Genomic DNA, 22,780 nt, shown 5'->3' on the forward strand with positions numbered 1-22,780 from the left:
ATGACAAGGATCGACACGAATCGTCCGGAGAGTGTGCTGCCCACTCCGTCGCACACCGTCGGGCCGTTCTACGGGTACGCGCTGCCCTTCAACGGCGGCGAGGACATCGCGCCCGTCGGGCATCCGGACACGGTCGCCGTGCACGGGTATGTGACGGACGGGGAGGGGCAGCCGCTGCCCGACGCGCTCGTCGAGGTGTGGGGACCGGACCCGGACGGCAATCTGCCGCAGGTGGACGGCTCGATGCGCCGGGACCCGGCCTCCGGCGGCTTCCCCGGGCGCAACGGTGTGGAGTTCACCGGCTGGGGCCGCGTCCAGACCGACGCGAACGGCCACTGGTACGTACGGACCCTGCGGCCCGGCGCGCGGGGTGGCAACGCCCCGTATCTCAGCGTGTGTGTCTTCGCGCGGGGACTGCTGGTGCATCTGTTCACGCGGATCTATCTGCCGGGTGACGACGCGGTGCTCGCGGCGGATCCGCTGCTGGCCTCGCTGCCGGAGACGCGCCGGGACACGCTGGTCGCGCGTGCGGAGAGCGGTGGCACCTACCGTTTCGACATCCGCCTTCAGGGCGAGGGCGAAACGGTATTCCTGGAGTTCAGGTGAGAGTGCACGATCCCGACACCGGTCTGCTCACCCCCGGGTGGACAGGCTCCCCCGCCGCTGCCGCGACAAGCGACGGTGCCTATCTACAGGCCCTGCTCGACGCCGAGGCCGCACTGACGCGTGCGCAGGCCCTGCTCGGGTCGGTGCCCGTTGAGGCGGGCGCTGCGGTGACCGCGGCGGCCGAGGCCGACCGCTTCGACCTGGCGTCACTCGCCGCTCGGGCGCGCGGCGGCGGCAACCCCGTCATCCCGCTGGTGGCCGACCTGACGGCGGCGGTCGGTGCGGAGTACGGGGCGTACGTCCACCGGGGCGCGACCAGCCAGGACATCCTCGACACGGCGGCCATGCTGGTCGCGGCCCGCACCCTCGGCCCGGTCCTCGACGACCTCGGCCGTACCGAACGCGCGCTGGCCGCACTGGCCGCCGCCCACCGTGACACGGTGATGCCCGGCCGCACCCTCACCCAGCACGCCGTACCCACGACGTTCGGGCTGAAGGCCGCCGGGTGGCGGTCGCTGGTCCTTGACGCCCGGGACCGGCTGACCGCCGTACGGGACGCGCTGCCCGCCCAACTCGGCGGCGCGGCAGGCACGTTGGCGGCCTTCGGCGCCTACGGCACGGCCGCGCCGACCGAGCTGCCGGTGGTGTACGCGCGCGAACTCGGCCTGCGTGCGCCCGAACTGCCCTGGCACACCCTACGGACCCCCGTGGCCGACCTCGCCGGGAGCCTCGCCCTGACGGCGGGCGCGCTCGGCAAGGTCGCCGTGGACGTGCTGACCCTGTCCCGCACCGAGATCGCCGAGGTCGCGGAGGGCGGGGGCGGCGGTTCGTCCGCGATGCCGCACAAGTCGAATCCCGTACGGTCCACGCTGATCGTCGCCGCCGCGCGCCGGGCGCCCCAGCTCGCGGCCACCCTGTACGGGTCGCTGGTCGCGGAGGACGAGCGGCCGGCCGGGGCCTGGCACGCGGAGTGGGAGCCGCTGCGGGAGCTGCTGCGGCTGGTCGGCGGGGCCGCCCGGGACGCCGCCGAACTGGCCGAGGGGCTGCGGGTGCGGCCGGACGTCATGCGTGAACACCTCGGTCTCACCAGGGGCTTGATCGTCTCGGAGCGGCTGTCCGCCGAACTGGCGTCCGTCCTCGGGCGTTCCCGGGCCAAGGAGCTGCTGACGCGGCTGGCCGCAAAGGGGCGTCCGCTCGCCGAGGCGCCCGAGCTCGCGGACGCCGATCTCGATCCCGCCCACTACACCGGCTCCGCGGGAGCCCTCACCGACCGTGCTCTGGAGCGACGTTGACCCTCCTCAACCACCGGGCCGAAGGCCCCGCCTCCGCTCCCCCGCTGCTGCTGGGGCCCTCGCTCGGGACGTCGTACGCCCTGTGGGACAAGGTCGCGCCCGAGCTGTCCGTCGGCCACCGGGTGATCCGCTGGGACCTGCCGGGGCACGGCGGTTCGGCGGCGGACCTGATCGCGCCGGGCGCGACCGTGGGTGACCTGGCCGACCTGGTGCTCGCCCTCGCCGACCACCTGGGCCTCGAACGCTTCGCGTACGCCGGGGTGTCGCTCGGCGGGGCGGTGGGGCTGCATCTCGCCGTGCACCACCCGGAGCGGGTGTCGTCGCTCGCCGTGATCTGTTCGTCCGCGCACTTCAACGGGTCCAGGCCGTGGGAGGAGCGGGCCGCGCTGGTGCGGGCCGAAGGGCTCGCCGGGCTCGCGGAGAGCGCGAACGACCGCTGGTTCACCGCCGGGTTCACCGTGCCGAGGCTGGTCCAGGACCACCGGGACGCGGATCCTGCCACGTACGCCGCCTGCTGCGACGCGCTCGGCGCGTTCGACCTGCGCGACCGGCTCCCGGAGATCTCCGCGCGCACCCTGCTGATCGCCGGCCGCGAGGACCCGGCGACCCCGCCGCCGCATCTGCGGGAGATCGCCGACGCGGTGGCCGGGTCCGCGCTGGTCGAACTCCCGGGCGCCTCGCACCTGGCGCCCGCGCAGTGCCCGGAGGCGGTCCTCACCGCCCTGCGCACCCATCTGGACGGTCCGGCGCCGCGCGGTATGGAGGTGCGCCGCGAGGTGCTCGGGGACGCGCACGTCGACCGCGCGCAGGCCCGGCAGTCCGCGTTCACCGCCCGCTTCCAGGACTTCATCTCGCGCTACGCGTGGGGCGAGATCTGGACCGACCCGACCCTGTCCCGCCGCGAACGCAGCATGATCACCCTCACCGCGCTGGTCGCGCACGGCCACTACGACGAGCTGGCCATGCATGTCCGGGCGGCCCGGCGCAACGGTCTGACGCCCGACGAGATCGGGGCCGTGCTGATGCAGACGGCCGTGTACTGCGGGGTGCCGGCCGCGAACTCGGCGTTCCTGGCGGCCCAGCGGGTGCTCGCCGAGGAGGGCGACGACCAGGGGTGACCCCGCCGGTTGTTCCCTCCGACCGCGGCGCGGCTACACGGGGAAGCCGCTCGGTGCGTCCAGGCGCTCCAGGGCCGCCTCACCGCGCTGCACCAGGCCGTCCGCCCCGCACGAGCGGGCCAGGGTGAGACCGCGGCCCAGTTCGGCGGCGGAGCGGGCGGCGATACCGTGCTCGATCCGGGCCGCCGCGTGCTCGTACTGACAGGGTGACGCCTCCAGATAGGCGACGGCCTGCGCGGTGAGCCTCACCCGGCGCTGGCCGGTCTCCAGTGCGGCGGCGCAGCGCAGGGCCTCGCCGATCGCGGTGTCCGTGCCGAAGCGCTCGGCCTGGCGGCGGGCGTCGGAGGCGAGCCGGGCGGCCCGCACCGGGTCCTCGGCGGCGAGCGCCAGGGCGAGATCCACCGTCCAGGGCGCGAGCACCGGGTTGTGTCCGCCGCGGGCCGCGGCCGCCTTCTCGGCGGACTCCAGCTCGTTGACCCCGTCCTTGGTGCGGCCGACGGCGATCAGCAGCCGGCCGCGCACCGAGCGGGTGTCGGGCAGCACGATCGTCGACGGGTACGGCGGTGCGAAGCCGTACTCCTCGGCGGTGGCCCAGGCCTCGGCGACATGGCCGCGCGCCAGCAGGGTGTCGACCAGTCCGCAACTCGCCGACCAGTACAGCGGCAGGCCGCGCCCGACCCGCTCGGCGATGCGCAGGGACTCGCGCAGCACCGCCTCGGCGTCCTTGAGGCGGCCCTGTCTGCGGTAGGCGAGTCCGAGGAACGCGTGCGCCAGGGCGAGGTGGCCGCCGCTCCAGCCGGACGTGGTGTAGACGCGCAGGGCCTCGGCGAAGAGGCTCTCGGCGCGGTCCAGCCGGTCGGCGTAGGCGTAGCTGCTGCCCAGCATCATCAGCAGTTCGACACCCCACTCGGTGTCGGTCCAGCCGAGGCCGGGCGCGAGCCGGCCGTTGACGAGGGCGCGGTCGCAGAGTTCGACGACCTCCTCGGCGTTCTCGCCGTGGGTCATGGCGTCGAAGGCGCGCAGGATGAGCAGGGCGCGCTCGGAGTTGTCGCGGCCGGTGCAGGTACGGGCGAGCGCGGCGAGCCGGTCGGACCGGCCGGGGGTGGCGGCCTCGCCGTAGATGCCCTCCCACATGTACTGCACGGCCTGGAGCCGCATCCGGGCCGGGCCGTCCTGGTGCCGGGCGGCCTCCGCCTCGACCGTGCGCACGGCGTGCTCCAGCTGGTCGTTGTGGAGGAGCGCCTGGGAGAGGCGGAAGACGGCGTCGACCCGTTCGTCGCCGTCGAGGCCGGGCATGGCGAGGGCGGTCTGGAGGTGGCCGATGGTGGTGGCGGGCGCGGTGAGCAGGGTGGCGCAGCCGAGTTCGTAGAGCACACGCGCGTGCACCTCGGGCCGGGGCGGCTCCTTCAGGGCGCGCTCCAGGCAGCGGCGGGCGGCGTCCGGGGCGCCGACGGCGAGATGTTCGCGGCCGGCCTCGCGGAGCTGGTCGACGAGTTCGGCGTCGTCGTCCGGGTGGACCTGGAGCAGATGCCGGGAGGCGGCCGCGGCGCCGAGCCCGGAGTCGGTGACGACCTGTGCGGCGATGCCGTGCATGGCGGTGCGCAGCGCGTCCGGGATGGAGTTGTAGACGGCCGACGCGATCAGCGGGTGCACGAACTCCAGGTCGCCGGGGGCCGGTTCGGCGCCGGCGGGTTGCGGGGCGGTGAGGATGCGGGCGCTGCGCAGCAGTTCGGCGCAGCGCAGGGCGTCGTCGTGGCTCATGGTGGCGAGCTGGGCGACGAGGTCGACGGAGATGTCGGTGCCGAGGATGGCGGCCGCCCAGGCGAACCGGGTGGCGTCTATGCCGAGGCCCTCCAGGCGGGCGACGAGTCCGCCGCCGCGGGCGGAGCGGTTGAGGGCGCGCAGTTCGCTCGCGGAGGACTCGACGGGGTCGAGTTCGCTGTCGTGGACCTTGGCGAGGAGCTCGACCGTCTCGTACGGGTTGCCCGCGGTGACCGCCCAGACCTCGCGGCAGAAAGCGGGGTCGGCGTGCTCGCCGAGGGTGGCGCGGGTGAGTCCCGCGGTGGCGTCCGGGGTGAGCGCGCTCAGGTTGGTGACCTGGTCGCCCAGTTCGGCGACGGTGTCGAGGAGCTCGGCGCTGTCGCCGCTGACCTCGCCGGGCCTGCGGGCGACCACCACGAGCACGGACAGGTCCTCCAGGCGCGCGGCGAAGGCGGCGAGCCAGCGCAGGGTCTCCTGGTCGGCCCAGTGGGCGTCGTCGATCAGCAGGACCAGCGGCCAGTCCCGCTTGGCGAGCCGGCGCACGGCGACGACCAGGCCGTCACAGACACCCTGCGGGTCGGCGTGGCGCTCGCCGGGTTCCGTGATGCCGAGGGCGGGGCCGGCGATGTCGAACCAGTCGCCGAGGTAGTCCCGTGCCTCTTCCGGCAGCAGGGAGACCAGCGCGGGCTGCAACAGCTGGCGCAGCACGTTGAACGGCACCGACCTGAGGGTCTCGCCGCCACGGGCGGACCAGACGGTGCAGCCGCGGGCCTCGGCGATCCTGCGGGTCTCGGCCAGCAGAGCGGTCTTGCCGAGTCCGGCCTCGCCCGTGAACACCAGCAGACTGCCGGAGGGGGAGCCGTCGGTGCGCAGACCTTCCACCGCCCGCCGCAGGGCGGCGACTTCCACGTCGCGCTCCCACAGGGGAGCCGAGGCGGCCGCCGTGGGCCGTACCTCCGTCATCCCGCTACCTCCCCAAGTCGCCCGAACGACGTACAGAGCTTGAGCGTAGCCGTCCGGCGTGCCCCGTGGTGGTGGGTCCCGGCAGCTCCTGCCGGGTCGGGTGAACCGGGTCGCGCCGGGGCGACGCGCCGGGCCGCTGACCGGGGTTTGCGTGACGGTTGCACGGTCAACAGCCCTGGGATGAAGCAGACTTTCCGCAAACGTGGGACGGACGCGGACCGGCCGGGTGTAAGGGCCTTGCTCGCGGGTTCGGTCGGCAACTTCATCGAGTGGTACGAGTTCGGTGTCTACGGCTACTTCGCGACCGTGATCGCCGCCCGGTTCTTCACACCGGAGGGCGGGAGCGAGGCGGAGGCGCTGGTGCGGACGTACGCGTCGTTCGCGCTGGCGTTCTTCTTCCGGCCGGTCGGGGCGGCCGTGTTCGGACGGCTCGGCGACCGGATCGGGCGGCGGCCGGTGCTGATCCTGGTGGTCTCGCTGATGACGGGCGCGACAACGCTGATCGGGCTGCTGCCGACGTACGCGGCGGCCGGGGCCCTCGCGCCGTGGCTGCTGACGTTCCTGAGGGTGGTTCAGGGGCTGTCGGCGGGCGGGGAGTTCGGTGGGGCGGTGGCGGTGATGACGGAGTCCGCGCCGCCGGGCCGCCGGGGTCTGTACGGGGCGTGGCAGTCGTTCACGGTGGCGCTGGGGCTGCTCGGCGGGGCCGGGGTGGCGGCGGTCGTGGCGACCGCGCTGACGGAGTCCCAGGTGCAGTCGTGGGGCTGGCGGCTGCCGTTCCTGCTGGCGGCGCCGATGGGGGCCGGCGCGCTGTGGCTGCGGTTGCGGCTGGACGAGACGCCGGAGTTCCGCCGGGAGCGGGCCTCTTCCGGGACGCTGGCGGCCGTACGTCCGCCGGGGCGGGAGGTGGCCGGGGCGATCGCCCTGGGCGCCGGGCGGATCATGGGGTGGGCGGCGGCCGGCTACACCTTCCTGGTGGTGCTGCCGTCGTATCTCCAGAACACATTGGACGCGAGCTTCCAGCAGGCGCTGATCGCCACGGTCCTGGCCAACCTCGGGTTCGCGGTGACGATCCTGCCGGCCGGGCTGCTGAGCGACCGGATCGGGCGCAGGCCGGTGATGCTGACGGGGGCGGTGCTGGTGGTGGTCCTCGCGCTGCCGCTGCTGGATCTGCTCCAGGACACCGGTACGTCCGCCGGTGTGCGGGGCCTGGCGGTGTTCTGTGCCGGTGCCGTGGTGGGGCTGATGGCGGGGCCGGGTCCGGCCATGCTGGCGGAGATGTTCCCGACCACGGTCCGCTACACCGGCCTCGGTCTCGCCTACGCCCTGTCCAACGCCGTCTTCTCCGGCTGTGCCGGGCTCGTCATCACCGAGACGGTCGAACGCACCGGGAACGCGGACATTCCGGCGTACTACGCTGCCGCGACCTGCGCGGTGAGTGTGCTGGCGCTGGCGACCGTGCCCGCGGTGGCGGGCGCGGTGCGCGGGGAGGCCGGGTGAGTGGGGGCGGGGTGAACGGAGGTTCGTCCATGCGGGTGATCGGGCTGATGTCCGGGACGTCGTACGACGCCATCGACGCGGCGGCGGCCGAGCTGCGGCTCGACGGGGACACGCTGGTGCTGCGGCCGCTCGGGATGGTGAGCGACGCCTACGACGACGAGCTGCGGGCGGCGCTCGCGGCGGCGCTGCCGCCCGGGGTGGTGTCGATGGCCGACGTGTGCCGGCTCGACACCCGGATCGGACAGGCCTTCGCGGCGGCGGCCGTCCGGGCGGACCGTGAACTGTGCGGTGGGCGGGGCGAGTTGGTGGCCTCGCACGGGCAGACCGTCTTCCACTGGGTGGAGGGTGGGGTGGTGCACGGGACGTTGCAGCTGGGGCAGCCCGCGTGGATCGCGGAGGCGACGGGGCTGCCGGTGGTCGCCGACTTCCGGCCACGCGACATCGCCGCGGGCGGGCAGGGCGCGCCGCTGGTCAGCCTGGTGGATCTGCTGTGGCTGCGGGGGCGGGAGGGGGTGCCGGTCGCGCTCAATCTCGGCGGGATCGCGAACCTCACGGCGCCGGACGGTACGGCGTTCGACACCGGGCCCGGGTGTGCGCTGATCGACGCGGCGGCGCGGGGGTTCAGCGGGGGGCGGTTGTCGTACGACGTCGACGGGCGGCTCGCTGCGCGGGGGCGGGTGCATGAGGTGTTGCTGGGGCGGCTGTTGGACGAGCCGTACTACGCGCTTTCCGCGCCGCGGACCACCGGGAAGGAGTTGTTCCATCCCGGGTATCTGCGGGATGCGCTGGCCGGGGTGGGGGGCACCCTGTCCGCCGAGGATGTGATCGCGACGCTCACGATGCTTACGGCTCGGACGGTTGCGGATGCGGTGCGGGGGGTGGGGGCGACGGAGGTGCTTGTGTCGGGTGGGGGTACGCGTAATCCGGCCCTTGTGTCGATGCTCGGCGAGTGTCTGCCGGGGGTGTTGGTACGTCGGTCGGACGTGTGGGGGTTGCCTTCTGACGCGAAGGAGGCGTACGCGTTCGCGGTGTTGGGGTTCTTGACGGTTCACGGGTTGCCGGGGGCGTTTCCTGTCAGCACGGGGGCTCGGCATCCCAGCGTGCTGGGTTCCATCACACCGGGCACGCACGCCTTGCGGTTCCCCCCGCCGGGGGGTCGCGCGCCGAGGCGCCTGGTCATCGAGGGCGGGGCGGGTTGATCGTGTGCGGGTGAGTGGGGCCTGGTCGCGCAGTTCCCCGCGCCCCTTGCCCGGCGGGGATCGGGAGCATCTGCGGGTGCGTGGGGGCTCGTCGCGCAGTTCCCCGCGCCCCTTAGGTGCGTTGCCGGGGCCGGCGTGGACAGGGAGCATCTGCGGGTCAGTGGGGGCTGGTCGCGCAGTTCCCCGCGCCCCTTGGGTGGGATGCCGGACCCGGCGTGGACAGGTGGGCATCTGCGGGTCAGTGGGGGCTGGTCGCGCAGTTCCCCGCGCCCCTTGGGTGGGTGCCGGGGCCGGCGGGGGGAAGGTGGGGGGCGTTTTTGGGAGGCATCGGGTGTGGGGTGCGGGGGTGTGCCGGGCCCCCGCGACGCCGCCAGGGGCGCGGGGAACTGCGCGACGAGCCCCCACTCAGCCGCAGATGTCCATGTCCGCCCCGGCTCCGTGACGCCGCCAGGGGCGCGGGGAACTGCGCGATCGGCCCCCACCCACCCGCAGCCGCACACCCCGCGTTATGGGGCTACCGCTCCCGGAGGGCTCGTGGCGTCGTAGGGGTTGAGGGGGAGGGCCTCTTGGGGGACGCCGGCCGGGGGGACCGTGCGGGGGTCGGGCTGGCGGGGGACGTAGACCGGGGCGTCGTTGCGGTAGAAGAGGTCGATGTCAGCCTCCTCGCCGCCGACGATCAGCGTGTCCCAGGCGCCACTCTCCCGCAGGGTGCGGAGGGTGCCGGGCGCGACGGAAGTCAGATGGTCGCGGAGTTCGTCGTCCGTCGGCATACCCGGCAGTCGCGGAGCCAGGCGCTCACGGATGGCGGACATCCGGTCGAGGAGGTCGTCGAGGTCGGGGCGGGCCGACACCGCGCCCGGCGCATCCGTGCTGGCCGCGATGACGTCCTTGATGGCCCGGGTGACACCCTGCTCGTCCGTGGTGACCATGGCGTTCCACGCACGGCTCTTGTGCCGGTACTGAAGCATGGACATGGCCGCCTCGTGCCGGATGAAGTCCGCGTCCCGCAGCGCCCTCCCCTGCCAGGTGCGGCTCAGCGACCGGGCGAGCGAAGTGGCGGACGCCAGCCCGCTGTTGAGCCCGCGCCCAGGCCAGAAGTGGATGGCGTTGGCCGCGTCGCCGAGAAGGAAGCCGTAGGTACCCGGCGCCGTCGCGGTCGGCGGCGTGAGCTGGGCCGTGAACCGGGGCCGCTGCACCATGTCCAGCCGGAACGAGGTGATCGCGGACAGGTCGGCCTCGGGGACCCCGAACAGGTTCAGACCCTGGAGGATCTCCTTCCACAGCGGCGAACTGCGCAGCAGCGCCGGCAGGAAGAGCGTCCCGTGGGTCGGACAGCGGAACTCGTTGCCGTCCTCCTCGCGGGTCATCAGACAGGGGCGCGCGGCGACGCACTCCTCGAAGACCTGGCGGACCGGGTCGATACCGATGACGCTCTTGGCCTCCTCGCGCGTGAGCCGCATGTTCAGGAAGCCCTCGCCGCGCAGGGAGTTCAGCAGGAAGCGGTTCTGCGAGACGGTCAGCAGCACGCTCATCGGGTCCGACAGCCGCGACTTGACACGCAGGCCGAGGACGAAGTCCTGGAGGTGCTCGCCGTCGAGGGAGTAGATCGAGGCGTCGGCCGCGCCGAACCGGTCGGCGTAGAACTCCCGGGTACGGGACCGCCCGCCCTCGGCGATGACCAGGACGTGCTCCTGCGCGAGCCGGCCCTGCTCCTCGGGGTCGAAGCGGTTCGGGACGAGCCGGATGCCCCGCCGGGTGTTGGCCAGCGCCAGGAGCCGGTCCTCGATGTAGGCGATACGGATGTTGCGGGGCGGCCGGCCCTCGACGGAGTCGGGTCCCAGCGGCCACATCTCGGAGAAGGCCGCGTCGTCGTCGAAGAGCGCCGAGCGCACCTCGTCGGAGAGCGCGAGGTACTGCCGGCTCTGCACGGTGACGACCTGCTGACGCCGTACGTTGCCGTCCGTCTCGTCCTTCCAGACGACCGCGGAGCCCTTGCGCGTCCAGCGCCCGTCGTACACCGTGACGGCGACCCGTCCGCGCAGCGACTCCTCCAGGGACAGCGCGAAGGCCAGACCCACCGGACCACCGCCGGTGACGGTGACCCGCAGGACGCCGGGGTCGCTGGTGTCCACGCGGGGGGCGTCGAGGAGGGAGAGGTCCATGACCGTCTCCAGGGCGTCCTGCGCCTCGTAGAGGAAGGTCTCCTCACCGATCCGGATGAGGTCGTTGGGGCGCAGCACGTGCCGGGTGATCCGCTGGTCGTTGACGAAGGTGCCGTTGCGGCTGTCGCGGTCGTGCAGGACGTAGCCGGCGTCCTCCACGACTATCTCCGCGTGCAGCCGTGAGGCCCGCTGACTCACGATCACGACGCCGTTGTCGCTCTTGCGCCCGAAGGTGAGGGGGGCGTCCCCCAGGACCACGCTCTGTCCCGCGAAGGGACCCGTGCGCCCCACGATGACCGATGGCAACTCGTCACGCCTTTCGATTGATTCCGGTTACGCCGGTCCAGCGCCGGCAGCGGAAAACGGGCCCATCCTCGGTGGCCGATCGTGTCCCTGTCCAGGCCCGCAAAGGACAACACGTGGCGGCATGCGGTTCGGTTTCCACCATGTCCCGACAACTTCGGTCGCGCGCGTACCAGGAGCGTTCGGGAGAACTCCCCTGCCCCGCCGCGAAATTACGGACCCCTCGCGGAACCGCCGGGCCTCGCCCGAACGTAGTGTTCGAGTGCCATGCCCGCGCACCGCCGCGCACCGCACCGGAGAGGGAGAAGCGCCCTGATGCACAACGAGCAGACCACACCGGGAGAACCAGAGGGTGGGCCGCTGATAGCCGGCCGCTACCGCCTGCTGTCGCGTCTCGGTGAGGGCGGCATGGGCACGGTGTGGCGCGCCCGTGACGAGACCCTGCGCCGGGAGGTGGCGGTCAAGGAGGTCCGCGCTCCCGTCGGCATGTCGGAGGCCAACGTGGCCCGGATGTACCGGCGTCTGGAGCGTGAGGCGTGGGCGGCGGCCCGGATCAGCGCCCGTTCGGTGGTGACCGTGCACGACGTGGCCGTGGACGACGGCCGCCCCTGGGTCGTGATGGAGCTGATCCGCGGCCGGTCGCTCGGTGAACTCCTCAAGGCCGAGGGTCCGATCGGCGCACGGCACGCGGCACGGATCGGTGCCGAGGTGCTCGCCGCGCTGCTCGCGGCGCACGCCGTGGGTGTCGAGCACCGGGACGTGAAGCCCGCGAACGTGATGCTCGCCGACGACGGCCGGGTCGTCCTCAGCGACTTCGGCATCGCCATGGTCGAGGGCAGTTCGAACCTGACGATGACCGGTGAGCTCGTCGGCTCCCCGGAGTACCTGCCGCCGGAGCGCGCCCTGGGCCGCCCGTCCGGCCCCGAGTCGGACCTGTGGTCCCTCGGCGTGCTGCTGTACACCGCGGTCGAGGGCACCTCCCCCTTCCGCCGTGACACGGCCCTGAACACCCTGCGCGCGGTCGTCGACGCCGAACTCCCCGCCCCGCGCCGCGCCGGCCCCCTCACCCCCGTCATCGAGGGGCTCCTCCGCAAGGAGCCGGCCGACCGTGTCTCCGGGGCCGAGGTCGCCACCGCGCTGGAGCGGATCACCGGCGAACCGGCGCCGGCCACCGGCGCGGAACCCGCGGACAGCGCGCCCGCCGTCACGAACCGGCCGACGGACCCGCGTCTCGCCGTGACGAACCCCACGGTGACCGCGCTGACGGAGACGGCGGTGACCGAGGTGGAGGTGACCGAGGTGACCGAGGTGACTGAGGTGACTGAGGTGACTGAGGTGACGCCAACGGCCGGTGGGGCGACGGAGGTCGGCTCACTGACCGCAACGGACCGGACCACCGCGGATACGGCCACCGTCGGGGGCCACGAGGAGACGGCGAGCACCGGGTTCGCTACGACAGCTGACCAACCCGGGGGGACCACAACGGAGTCGGGGACGACGGCGGCCAATACCGGGTCGACCGTCGCCGCGCCCGCGGTGGAGGAAACGGCCACCCACGTGGCCGCACCACGTACGCCAGTACCAGCAGCACCCGTCCCCCACACCTCCCCCGCTCCCCACACTCCCCCCACCCCGCCCGCCGACCCCGTCCCCGCCCACGGCGAAACCCCCGCCCGCCGCAGGCCCCGCCCGGTCCTGATCCTGGCGGCCGCCGTCGTCGCCCTCGCGGTGATCGGCGGGGTGACCTACACCCTGGCCGGAGGCGGTGACGAGGGCGGTGACAAGGACCCGGCCGCCACCGGCGGCACCGGGCAGGCGGCGCAGGACACCGGCGGGCAGGGGCTACAGGTGGGCGTGGCCGGTACGAACACCACGTACTCGGGGGCGTGTCCGCCGTCCGAGGGACAGGCGCCCACGTTCACCGCGACCTTCACCTCCGACGAGCCGACGCAGGTCTCCTTCCGCTGGGTCTCCGAGGACGGCTCGCTGGTCGACCCGCACTGGAGGCTGCTGTCGGTCGGGGACAGCGGGGACGAACGGGAGCAGGACACCGTACGGCTCACCACGTACTCCGAGGCCGGGACCCTGAACAGCAGGATCGGCGTCGAGCTGCGGGAGCCCTTCGCGGCCACCTCCGAGGCCGTGGCCTTCTCGATCACCTGCGAAAGCTGAGGGACACCTTGACGCCAGGCACGGCTCCTGACAGTTCCCTGAGTGGGATTGGCGAAGTCCGACCGGTCCCTCTCATCCCGCTTTCACAGATGCCTCATACGGTTGGGTCATGACGCAGGTGACTCCTCCCGGGTGGTATCCCGACCCCGGGCAGACAAGTGACGGTCCGCCCACCGAGCGCTGGTGGGACGGCAAGGCATGGACGGAACAGACCCGTCCGGCGGGCCCGGCCGCCGCGTGGGGTCCCCCGGGGCAGCCGGCTGCCGCCGGGGAACCGCCGGCCGACATCACGCCGGAGGCCACGCCGGAACCGGCCGACTCGGCCCCCTCCCCGGCCTCCCCGGCCTCCACCGCGGAGAGTCCGGCGGCGTCCGCGGAACCGGACCCGCGGGCCCCGGACCAGGCGGCGCCCGCGGCTCCAGCGGCGCCGCAGGATCCGGCCCAGCATCCGACGCAGACGGCCTTCCCGGCGTATCCCGGCCAGCCGGGCGCTCCGGTCCACCCGGGCCGGCCCGGCGGCCCCGTGTACCCGTCCGCGGCGGATCCCTCGGGCCACCCGGGCTATCCGGGGCAGCCGGAGTACCTGGCCGGCTATCCCGGGTATCCGGGGCAGCCCCCGGCCGGTGGCCGGCGCCGGCTGCGGACCGGTGTCGCGGTCGGGGTCGCCGCGGCGGTCCTGGCGAGCATCGGGGTCGGTGTGTACGCGCTGACGAACGACAGCGGCACCGGCTCCGACACCGCGGGCAGCACCCAGAGCCCGAGCCCGCAGGGGTCCGGCGGTCCGGGCGGTCCGTTCGGCGGGCCGGGCGGGGGCGGCGGTGAGGGCGGCGAGTCGCCCGCGCCGCAGCAGTCGACGCCGCCGCCGGTCGAGGGCGGCGGTACCGTCCCGGACCCGGTGAACGCGATCAGCATGCCGGTGCCGGAGGGCTGGACCGGTCAGGGCATGACGGTCGGCGCCCAGGTGACCTCCGAGGACACCTACGACTGCCCGGGCGACACGTCCAAGTCCTGCACGAAGGGCGGCGCGTACTCGGCGCCCGCCATCGCGCTGGGCACGGAGGGCTCGACGCCGGAGGCGGTGGCGAAGGCGGACATCGAGGCCAACGCCGAGGAGTCCTACGGCGGCACCACCTACGGCAAGATCACCTCGCACGAGGAGCTCTCGTCGGAGGCCGTGACGGTGGCCGGGCAGAAGGGCTGGAAGGTCCGCTGGAAGGCGGTCACCAGCAAGGGGGCGGACGGCATCGTCGAGTCGCTGGTCTTCCCCTCGCCCGCCAATCCGGAGCAGCTCGTCGTGGTCCGCTTCGGGGTGGACGCGGACCAGCCGCAGAGTGTGATCGACGAGATCACCAAGGGCATCAAGGCGTCCTCGGGCGGCGGCAGCGGCCAGGACATCTGACCGGCCCCCCTGTCGTAGCGACACCCCCGCGACACCCCGTGAACCAGTCGGCCGGGTGGGGCGCCTCTCCGCTCAAGAGGAACCCCACCCGGCCGGGGGGTGCGCGCCGCCCCCGTCCCCACGGTGCGGCGCGGTCAGGTCACCGTCCGGTCATGCGTCGGACGGCGGCCTGGGTCTTGTGGTGGCGGTGAGTCCGAGCGCGGGCAGCACGGCGGCCTCCACGAACCGGACCAGATAGTCCGGGTCCGCGTCCGCGCCCTCCAGCACCGGCCTGGCGCGCAGGACGCCGAACATCTGCGCCGGCACGTACTCCAGCGCGGGATGCCCCGCGGGTACCTCGCCGCGCTCCACACCGCGCCGCAGGATGTTCTCCAGCGCGGTGATCTCGGGCTCGACGATCGCCTCGCGCAGCGCGCGGGCCAGCGCCTCGTCCTGGACGAAGGCGTGGCCGAGCGCCTGGAACAGCCGGGTGTCGTGGACCGAGATGTCCCCCGCGGCCCGCGCGGCCTCGCACAGGTCCCCGGCGAGCGAGCCGGTGTCGATGCCGGCGAAGCGCACGCGCCGGTTGGAGCGCAGCGCCGCCGCCACGAACTGCGGTTTGGTCTTCCACTGCCGGTACAGCGTGGACTTGCTGCACCGCGTGCTCGCCGCGATGCCCTCCATGGTGACCGCGTCGTATCCGCACTCGCGGAGCTGCTCGATCACGGCGTCGAAGAACTCCTGCTCACGCTCGGGCGTCAGCTTGGAGCGGCTCGAGGCTCCAACCGTCTCCGGTCGGTCCGCGGCCTGCGACGTCATGGGCTCTTCTCCTCGCCTCTTCGCGCTGAACGGGCCTGGGTCCCGGCCGCACCCGGGCTTTCCCACCCGAGTGTGCCGAACGCCATCGATACGCCAGTGTACCGGTACCCGACCGTATCGGTACACTGGCGTTTCGGTACGAAGCAGTATCGATGCCATATGCAAGCGTCGTCAGCGAAGGGGCACGGGGGATGAACACACCGGCCGAGCCTTCTCCAGTGGAGTCCGACCCACCCGGACGTCCGCCGATACTCCGTGAGCTCCTGCTCGTCGCGGGGCTCTTCCTCGTCTACAAACTCGGCCGCCAACTGGCGACGGGCCACACCGGTGAGGCCTTCCACAACGCCCACTCCGTGTGGGACTGGGAGCGCGCGCTGCGGCTGCCCGACGAGGACTCGGTGCAGTCCCTGCTGCTGCACGGCGACACGCTGGTGCACATCGCCAACACCTATTACGCGACCGTCCACTTCCCGGCCACGGCCGCCTTCCTGGTCTGGCTGTACCTGCGCCGCCCCGCGCACTACGTGTGGGCGCGCCGGGTGCTCGCCGCCGTCACCGGCGCCGCGCTCGTGCTGCATCTCACGTTCCCGCTGGCGCCGCCGCGGATGCTGACGGAGACCGGCATGATCGACACGGCCCGGATCTACGGCCCCTCGGTCTACGGGCCGCCGCAGACCGACCAGTTGTCGAACCAGTTCGCGGCGATGCCCTCCCTGCACTTCGGCTGGGCCCTGATGGTGGCCGTCGGCCTGATCGCCGCCACCCGGTCGCGCTGGCGCTGGCTGTGGCTGCTCCACCCGCTGCTCACCCTGACGGTGATCGTCGGCACGGCCAACCACTACTGGCTGGACGCCGTGGTGGCCGCCGCCCTGCTGGGCATCGCGCTCGCCGTGCTGCACGCCCCGCGCCGGACCGTCACGCCGGCGGGCCGCGCGGCCGGTGCCCGGGTGCCCGCCAAGGACCAGGCACTGGTCGGAGCGGGCCGGTGAACGCCGCGGTCGTCGCCGTCGTCCTCTCGCTCTTCTCCGCCGTCGCCTACGCCGCCGCGGCCGTCGCCCAGGAGCGGCTGGCCGCCCGCTCCCCCGGCACCGGTCTGCTGCGGCTGCTCGGCCGGAGCGCCTGGTGGTGGTCGGTACTGCTGAACGCGGGCGCCGCGCTGCTGCACGTGGTGGCCCTCAAGTACGGGCCTTTGACCGTCGTCCAGCCGCTGGGGGCGCTCACCCTGGTCGCCGCGGTGCCCCTCGGCGCGCGGCTCGCGGGCCGCCGGGTGAGCGGCACGGAGTGGCGGGGTACGGCGTTCACGCTGGCCGGTCTCGCCGCGCTCCTGGTGACCGCGTCGGGGCCCGCCCCCGACGATGTGCTGAGCGGGTCCGAGGCACTGCTGGTCGCCGGGGCGACGGCGCTGGCGATCGGAGTGCTGTGCCGTCCCGGCACCCGGCCGGGGCTGCGGCACGCCACCGCGTCCGGCTTCGCCTCCGGCGTGGCCTCGGCGCTCACCCAGACGGTGACGGTGGCCGCGACGGACCGCACCGGGCCGCTGCTCAGCGGACAGGTGATCGGCGTGGCCCTGCTCGTCGCGGCCTTCGCGGGCGGCGGGCTGCTGCTGTCGCAGGTCGCCTACCGAGGTGGCCTGGGCGCACCGCTCGCGGTGGTCACGCTGGCCAACCCGGTGGCCGCCGCGGTGATCGGCGTGAGCCTGCTGGGCGAGCGCTTCCAGGGCGGCCCGGCCGGCATCCTGCTCGCCCTCGTGGGCGCCGGGCTGGCGGCGTGGGGTGTGGTCCTGCTGTCCCGCTCCACCCGGGAGACGGCGGCCGCGAAGGTCACGGACCTGCCGGTCACCGTGATCCCGCGGCCCGCCTCACCGGCGCCGCTCAGGACACCGGAGGTACAACCCGTATCGCCGGTGCCCCGGGAGCCGCTCTCCGGTCCGGGGCACCTGACGGCACACTGAGCGGCCGGTCGCCTACTCGGTGATGATCGCCGGGTCGCTCACACCCGGGCGGCCGTTCTCGACGTGGCCGGCGAAGCGGCGCAGGAACGCGGGGTCGGACCCGGACGTGACCGTCACGTCGTACCAGCGGCGGCTGCGCTCCAGGTCCACGGTGAGCCGGGTCCTGGCGCCGGCCCGCAGCTTCACGCTCTTCGGGCGGCCGCCGTAGCCGTTGGCGACCCTGAGGGTGACCGTGGCCGAACCCCGGTTGGTGAGGGTCAGCTCGATGTCGTCGCCGTGGTGGCGGGCGGTGACCTCGGGGCCGGCCTGCTTGCCCGGGCCCTTGAAGACACGCACGAAGCCGTTCGGGCCGTGCACGGTCAGGTCGTACGCGCCGCCCGAGTACGCCGAGTTCCAGGTGTCCGAGATGCTCTTGCCGGCCTCGGTGGTGTACTGCCAGGGGCCGTCGGTGCGGTTGCCGGACGTGACCAGGAAGGCTGCACCGGCCCTGGCGCCGGAGGCGAAGCTCAGCGTGAACTTCCCGGCCGCCGGGTCCGCCGAACCGTCCACAAGGGGCGCGTACTTCAGCGGGCGGGACGGGCGCAGTCCGCGCTCCTGCTTGGGCATGTCCGGGTCGGCGGGCGGCGTCGGGCTGTAGTCCGGGTGCCGTACGCGGTCCGGCGGCTCGTAGTCGTCGGTGTCGGGCAGCCGGGCGGGCCTGGTGTCCTTGCGGGAGAAGTCGAACGCGGCCGTGAGGTCGCCGCAGATCGCGCGCCGCCAGGGCGAGATGTTGGGCTCCTCGACGCCGAAGCGGCGCTCCATGAACCGCACGACCGAGGTGTGGTCGAGGGTCTCGGAGCAGACGTAACCGCCCTTGCTCCACGGTGAGACGACGAGCATCGGCACCCGCGGGCCGAGGCCGTAGGCGCCGGCCGGGCGGTTGCTGTCGCCCGGGTACAGGTCGAGCGAGACGTCGACGGTGGACCTGCCCTGCGCGGCGGACTTCGGCGGCAGCGGCGGCACCACGTGGTCGAAGAAGCCGTCGTTCTCGTCATAGGTGATGAACAGGGCCGTCTTCGCCCAGACCTTCGGGTTGGAGGTGAGCGCGTCGAGGACCTTCGCGATGTACCAGGCGCCGTAGTTCGTCGGCCAGTTGGAGTGCTCGGAGAAGGCCTCGGGGGCGGCGATCCAGGAGATCTGCGGCAGCCGGTCGGCCTTGACGTCGGCTTCGAGCCGGTCGAAGTAGCCGTCGCCGTTCTTCACGTCGGTGCCGGTGCGCGCCTTGTCGTACCAGGGGTCGCCGGCCTTGGCGTTGCGGTACTTGTTGAAGTACAGCAGCGAGTTGTCGCCGTAGTTGCCGCGGTAGGCGTCGTTGATCCAGCCCCAGCTGCCGGCCGCGTCCAGGCCGTCGCCGATGTCCTGGTAGATCTTCCAGGAGACGCCCGCCGCCTCCAGGCGCTCGGGGTAGGTCGTCCAGTCGTAGCCCAGTTCGTCGTTGCCCAGGACCGGGCCGCCGCCCTTGCCGTCGTTGCCGGTGTGACCGGACCACATGTAGTAGCGGTTCGGGTCGGTGGAGCCGATGAACGAGCAGTGGTAGGCGTCGCAGACGGTGAAGGTGTCGGCGAGCGCGTAGTGGAACGGGATGTCCTCGCGGGTCAGGTATGCCATCGTCGTGGTGCCCTTGGCGGGCAGCCACTTGTCGTACTTGCCGCCGTTGTACGCGTGCTGGCCGTCGGTCCAGCCGTGCGGGAGGCCCTCCAGGAACTGCATGCCGAGGTCGTCGGCCTCCGGGTGGAACGGCAGGATCTCCTCGCCGCCGCTCTGGGCCTGGTGCCACACCGACCTGCCGTTGTCGAGGTTCACCGGGCGCGGGTCGCCGAAGCCGCGGACGCCGCGGAGCTTGCCGTAGTAGTGGTCGAAGGACCGGTTCTCCTGCATCAGGACGACGATGTGCTCGACGTCCTCGATGGTGCCCTTGCGGTAGTGGGCGGGGAGCGCTGCCGCGCGCTCGATGCTGCTGGACAGCGCGGAGAAGGCGGTGGTCGCGCCCGCTATCTGGAGGAATTTGCGCCGATTGACTTCGGGCATGGGTGAGGCACCTCTCGTACTGATGTGTTTCGACCGGCCGAACTGGCACATTGCGCGCGGAAGGAGTGTTCCAAGAGCACCAAACGTCAGGGAAGGGTGCAGTGACCCTGATGTGAAAGTCCGAGGTACGCGAGGTGTGGTCATACGGGGGTGAGCGGTGGGAAACTCGCCAATTCCGCGTCGGCGCACTCCCGCCGCGCGGGGCGGCCCCGCCCGTCCGGCGCTCGCGCCCCGCTCCGGCGCTGTGGTGCGCGGATCGGTCTCCCGGCCGTCCGTGAAGGCGGCCTCACAAGTTCTTCACGGATCATGCACTTTCAGCCGTCCGGCGGCACACCGGCCCGACGTAGTACTGACGGTGCGGGCACCCGCTGCCTAGCCTCCGTGGCCATGCGATCACCCTTGCTGAGACGCCTCGGCCTCTCCTCCGTCCTTGCTCTGGCCCTCGCGCTGTTCGGCCTGACGCCGCAGGCAAGCGCCGCCCCGGCCGCTCCGGCCGACCTGACGTTCAGCACCAGCGCCGCCACCACCACGCCCGGTGGCACGGTGAACCTGTCCATGACGCTCACCAACAACCAGACGTACGACGTCTGGTTCGTGTACCAGACGATCGAGCCGACCTGGCTCACCACCCAGCGGCCCGACCTGAAGTACAGCTTCACCGGGTGCAGCCTGGCCACCGACGCCGGCGCCGTCCCGTGTTCCGGCACCGGCCCGGCCAACCTGGGCACCAACTACGGCGCCACCATCCCGCCCGGCCAGAGCCGGACCGTGACCCTGACGCTCCAGGTCGCCGCCGACTCCGGCTGCAACGGCAACATCGGCTTCTACTCGTACTACTACGCCGAGTTCAGCGACACCACGAGCACCAGTGGTGGCCCGGTCTTCACCCCCGAGACCCGGGTTCTCTGCGCCTGACAACCAGACTTCGGGGCGGCCGGCGACCCGCCGGCCGCCTTTCGTATGCCCGCGGCGCGCTGTGAACCGTCCGAAACCAGACGTACACGCGAGCAACCCAAAGGCCGATCCACTCGTCAACAAACAGTCGTCTACGGGCGGTTGACGGCCGTCGCCGGGCCTTGGACCAGGGCACAGAGGGGACAGATCGCCTCAAGACGCGCCCGGCTCATCCGTTTCCCACCGGTGACCCACAGGTTTCGAACTCACTCGACACCTGCACTTTTCCGTCACGTTTCGCGCCTGGACCACAAAAGCTACACAAGAACATCACCATGGTTGCGGCGAACGCGTCGCCGACTGACGTCTGAGGGGGGCGTGGCGCGACGCTGGGGGTGGTCCGCTCCGCGCGGGAGCGGTGCTCACCCCTGCCCGGGGAGAGGACCACATCACCGCATGAGACAGACCATCCGCACCACCGCGCTGGCCGTGAGCGCGCTCATAGCCTCGCTGGCCGCTCCGGCGGCCACGGCCCAGGCCGACGCGGCCACACCCCGCATCGATCTGCGGGTCCTGATCGTCAGCGACGGGGGGCCGTCGACGGACGCCATCGCGGCCGAACTCGACTTGACGGGAACGCCGTACACCGAGATCGACCTCAACGCCCCGGGCCGGCCCGTGATCGACGCGGGTTTCCTCGCCGACACCGTGGACGGCGTCCCACGGGCGAAGTTCCAGGCCGTGGTGCTGCCCAACGACAACCCGTTCGCGGCCGGTTCCGCCGAGATGACGGCCCTCGCCACCTACGAGCGGACCTACGCGATCCCCCAGGTCGACGCGTACACCTACGCGCGTCCCGAGGCCGGCCTCCAGTACCCGATCGGCGCCACCGGCTACGCCGGGAGCGTGGACGGCGTGACCGCCGAGGTCACCGACGCGGGCGCCGCGGGACCCTTCGGCTACCTGGAGGGTTCCGTCCCGTTCGAGGACAACTCCCCGACCGTGGGCGAGAGTTACGCCTACCTCTCACAGCCGGTGCCGGGCGCCGACTTCACCCCGTACGTCCAGGCGGCCATCCCGGGGCGGGCCACCAAGGGCTCCCTCGTCGGCGAGTACCGGCACGACGGCCGCCGTGAACTCGTCGTCACGTTCGTCTACAACCAGTACCAGCAGCAGTTCCGGCTGCTGGCCCGCGGCATCGTCGAGTGGATGACCGGCGGAGTGCACCTGGGCGCGTCCCGCAACTACTTCGCCGTGCACGTCGACGACGTCTTCGGCGCCGACGACCGCTGGGACTCCACCCTCAACTGCACCCCCGGGGACATCGACTGCCCGCCCGGCCAGGGCGTCGCGAACCCGATCCGGATGACGCCGGCCGACGTGGACCACGCCGTGCAGTGGCAGAGCGACCAGGACTTCACGCTCGACATGGTGTACAACGGCGCCGACAGCGTGAACCAGCGCGAGGACAACAACGGCGTCGACCAGCTCGCCGACGCGCTGCTCGCCGACCGGAACGAGTTCCGCTGGGTCAACCACACCTACTCGCACCCCTACCTCGGCTGCGAGCAGGACGTCACCGTCGTGCCGTGGAAGTGCGCCACCAACGCCGACGGCAGCACCAAGTGGGTGAGCCGGAACGAGATCTCCGACGAGATCGCGAACAACCGCGTCTGGGGCGAGACCAACGGACTCCCGCTGGACAACAGCGAGTTGGTCACCGGCGAGCACTCGGGCCTGCGGATCCTGCCGCAGCAGCCCACGGACAACCCCAACCTGGCGCCCGCCCTCACCGACAACGGCGTGAAGTGGCTCGCCTCGGACTCCTCCCGTGACCCGGTTCAGCGCCAGGTCGGCCCCGCGGCCACCGTCTCGCGCCACCCGATGAACGTCTTCTACAACGCCGGCCGCGCGGCCGAGCAGGTCGACGAGTACAACTGGATCTACACCAGCCGGGCCCAGGGCGGCAGCGGCATCTGCGAGGACAACCCCGCCACCTCGACCTGTCTGGCCGCCCCGCTGGACACGGCCACCGGGTACGCCGGGTACATCGTGCCGCTGGAGACCAGGACGGCCCTCGGCCACGTCCTGTCCAACGACCCCAAGCCGCACTTCATCCACCAGTCGAACCTGGCCGAGGACCGGATCGCCTACCCGGTGCTCGACGGTGTGATCGACGGGTACGACGCCCTGTTCGCGGCCGACACCCCGATCGTCAACCTGCGGCAGAAGGACGTCGGCGTCGAGATGCAGCGGCGGGTGGCCTGGGACGCGGCGCTCGACGCCGGCCAGGTGACCGCCTACCGGGTCGGCGACACGGTGACCGTCGACGCGCCCAGCGGTGTCTTCGTCACCGCGACGATGCCCACCGGCACCACGGGCGGCGGTACCGCCTTCGGGAGCGCCTACGCGGGAGCGGCCTCCGGCTGGACCGCCTCGGCCGGACAGCCGCTGGACCTGACCCTGCCGGCCGCCCCGGCCGCCCCCGCGGCGAACGCCCCGGCGTCCGCCACCACCTCCACCACTCCCCCGACCACGGTGCCCGCCGGAGCGCGCGAGCAGGTGCCGTTCGTCCCGGAGGACTGAGCTCGGCCCGCA

At 72.8% G+C, this 22,780-nt stretch carries 15 protein-coding genes; 11 read left to right on the plus strand and 4 right to left on the minus strand.

Annotation, left to right across the window (positions count from 1 at the left end):
• From pcaG to pcaD, 3 genes are read left to right on the plus strand one after another with little or no spacing between them, the layout of a single operon-like run.
• A complete protein-coding gene (gene pcaG / locus ACIQAC_RS07245; RefSeq protein WP_402187858.1) occupies positions 1–606 on the plus strand; it encodes a protocatechuate 3,4-dioxygenase subunit alpha in 606 nt (201 codons plus the stop codon).
• Positions 603–1,898: a 3-carboxy-cis,cis-muconate cycloisomerase gene (pcaB, locus tag ACIQAC_RS07250; protein ID WP_402187860.1), complete on the plus strand. Its 1,296-nt coding sequence runs from the start codon at positions 603–605 to the stop codon at positions 1,896–1,898. Before pcaG ends, pcaB begins: the two co-directional genes overlap by 4 nt.
• A complete protein-coding gene (pcaD, locus tag ACIQAC_RS07255; RefSeq protein WP_402187862.1) occupies positions 1,895–3,016 on the plus strand; it encodes a 3-oxoadipate enol-lactonase in 1,122 nt (373 codons plus the stop codon). Before pcaB ends, pcaD begins: the two co-directional genes overlap by 4 nt.
• 33 nt (positions 3,017–3,049) lie before the next feature.
• Here pcaD and ACIQAC_RS07260 read toward each other — a convergent pair whose 3' ends face one another.
• A complete protein-coding gene (locus ACIQAC_RS07260) occupies positions 3,050–5,740 on the minus strand; it encodes an ATP-binding protein (protein ID WP_402187863.1) in 2,691 nt (896 codons plus the stop codon).
• Positions 5,741–5,920: 180 nt separating this feature from the next.
• On the opposite strand from ACIQAC_RS07260, the gene ACIQAC_RS07265 reads away from it, so the two are divergent.
• Positions 5,921–7,237, plus strand: a complete 1,317-nt coding sequence (locus ACIQAC_RS07265) for an MFS transporter (protein ID WP_402187864.1) — start codon at positions 5,921–5,923, stop codon at positions 7,235–7,237.
• A gap of 29 nt (positions 7,238–7,266) precedes the next feature.
• Positions 7,267–8,436: an anhydro-N-acetylmuramic acid kinase gene (locus ACIQAC_RS07270; protein ID WP_402187865.1), complete on the plus strand. Its 1,170-nt coding sequence runs from the start codon at positions 7,267–7,269 to the stop codon at positions 8,434–8,436.
• A gap of 506 nt (positions 8,437–8,942) precedes the next feature.
• Here ACIQAC_RS07270 and ACIQAC_RS07275 read toward each other — a convergent pair.
• Positions 8,943–10,889, minus strand: coding sequence for an FHA domain-containing protein (locus tag ACIQAC_RS07275; RefSeq protein ID WP_402187867.1), 1,947 nt, complete (start codon positions 10,887–10,889; stop codon positions 8,943–8,945).
• A 327-nt stretch (positions 10,890–11,216) separates the two neighbouring features.
• On the opposite strand from ACIQAC_RS07275, the gene ACIQAC_RS07280 reads away from it, so the two are divergent.
• Together ACIQAC_RS07280 and ACIQAC_RS07285 are read left to right on the plus strand one after the other, a co-directional pair.
• Positions 11,217–13,073: a serine/threonine-protein kinase gene (locus tag ACIQAC_RS07280; protein ID WP_402187869.1), complete on the plus strand. Its 1,857-nt coding sequence runs from the start codon at positions 11,217–11,219 to the stop codon at positions 13,071–13,073.
• A gap of 109 nt (positions 13,074–13,182) precedes the next feature.
• Entirely contained in the window at positions 13,183–14,472 is a 1,290-nt protein-coding gene (locus ACIQAC_RS07285) for a DUF2510 domain-containing protein (RefSeq protein ID WP_402187870.1), read from the plus strand.
• Positions 14,473–14,622: 150 nt separating this feature from the next.
• Here ACIQAC_RS07285 and ACIQAC_RS07290 read toward each other — a convergent pair whose 3' ends face one another.
• Positions 14,623–15,270 carry a TetR/AcrR family transcriptional regulator gene (locus tag ACIQAC_RS07290; RefSeq protein WP_402187872.1) on the minus strand — a complete coding sequence of 216 codons (648 nt, stop codon included), beginning with the start codon at positions 15,268–15,270 and terminating at the stop codon, positions 14,623–14,625.
• Positions 15,271–15,461: 191 nt separating this feature from the next.
• Between ACIQAC_RS07290 and ACIQAC_RS07295 the strand changes: the two genes are divergently transcribed.
• Complete coding sequence (locus ACIQAC_RS07295) at positions 15,462–16,259, plus strand: phosphatase PAP2 family protein (RefSeq protein ID WP_402187874.1); 798 nt, start codon at positions 15,462–15,464, stop codon at positions 16,257–16,259.
• A complete protein-coding gene (locus ACIQAC_RS07300; RefSeq protein WP_402187875.1) occupies positions 16,256–17,221 on the plus strand; it encodes a hypothetical protein in 966 nt (321 codons plus the stop codon). The genes ACIQAC_RS07295 and ACIQAC_RS07300 overlap by 4 nt, the downstream gene beginning before the upstream one ends.
• A gap of 12 nt (positions 17,222–17,233) precedes the next feature.
• Here ACIQAC_RS07300 and ACIQAC_RS07305 read toward each other — a convergent pair whose 3' ends face one another.
• Positions 17,234–19,288 (minus strand): phosphocholine-specific phospholipase C, encoded by a 2,055-nt coding sequence (locus ACIQAC_RS07305; RefSeq protein WP_402187877.1) that lies wholly within the window; start codon positions 19,286–19,288, stop codon positions 17,234–17,236.
• A gap of 387 nt (positions 19,289–19,675) precedes the next feature.
• Between ACIQAC_RS07305 and ACIQAC_RS07310 the strand changes: the two genes are divergently transcribed.
• Positions 19,676–20,203 (plus strand): hypothetical protein, encoded by a 528-nt coding sequence (locus tag ACIQAC_RS07310; protein ID WP_402187879.1) that lies wholly within the window; start codon positions 19,676–19,678, stop codon positions 20,201–20,203.
• Positions 20,204–20,638: 435 nt separating this feature from the next.
• A complete protein-coding gene (locus ACIQAC_RS07315) occupies positions 20,639–22,768 on the plus strand; it encodes a hypothetical protein (RefSeq protein ID WP_402187880.1) in 2,130 nt (709 codons plus the stop codon).
• Positions 22,769–22,780: the final 12 nt, after the last annotated feature.

Source organism: Streptomyces sp. NPDC088387, assembly GCF_044753385.1.
GTDB lineage: Bacteria > Actinomycetota > Actinomycetes > Streptomycetales > Streptomycetaceae > Streptomyces.

Excerpts from the sequence above, each read along its gene's own strand:
- ACIQAC_RS07265 (WP_402187864.1), top strand. The coding sequence starts at position 5,921 with ATGAAGCAGACTTTCCGCAAACGTGGGACGGACGCGGACCGGCCGGGT.
- ACIQAC_RS07270 (WP_402187865.1), top strand. The coding sequence starts at position 7,267 with ATGCGGGTGATCGGGCTGATGTCCGGGACGTCGTACGACGCCATCGAC.
- pcaG (WP_402187858.1), top strand. The coding sequence starts at position 1 with ATGACAAGGATCGACACGAATCGTCCGGAGAGTGTGCTGCCCACTCCG.
- ACIQAC_RS07285 (WP_402187870.1), top strand. The coding sequence starts at position 13,183 with ATGACGCAGGTGACTCCTCCCGGGTGGTATCCCGACCCCGGGCAGACA.
- ACIQAC_RS07260 (WP_402187863.1), bottom strand. The coding sequence starts at position 5,740 with ATGACGGAGGTACGGCCCACGGCGGCCGCCTCGGCTCCCCTGTGGGAG.
- ACIQAC_RS07310 (WP_402187879.1), top strand. The coding sequence starts at position 19,676 with ATGCGATCACCCTTGCTGAGACGCCTCGGCCTCTCCTCCGTCCTTGCT.
- ACIQAC_RS07280 (WP_402187869.1), top strand. The coding sequence starts at position 11,217 with ATGCACAACGAGCAGACCACACCGGGAGAACCAGAGGGTGGGCCGCTG.
- ACIQAC_RS07295 (WP_402187874.1), top strand. The coding sequence starts at position 15,462 with ATGAACACACCGGCCGAGCCTTCTCCAGTGGAGTCCGACCCACCCGGA.
- ACIQAC_RS07290 (WP_402187872.1), bottom strand. The coding sequence starts at position 15,270 with ATGACGTCGCAGGCCGCGGACCGACCGGAGACGGTTGGAGCCTCGAGC.
- ACIQAC_RS07305 (WP_402187877.1), bottom strand. The coding sequence starts at position 19,288 with ATGCCCGAAGTCAATCGGCGCAAATTCCTCCAGATAGCGGGCGCGACC.
- ACIQAC_RS07315 (WP_402187880.1), top strand. The coding sequence starts at position 20,639 with ATGAGACAGACCATCCGCACCACCGCGCTGGCCGTGAGCGCGCTCATA.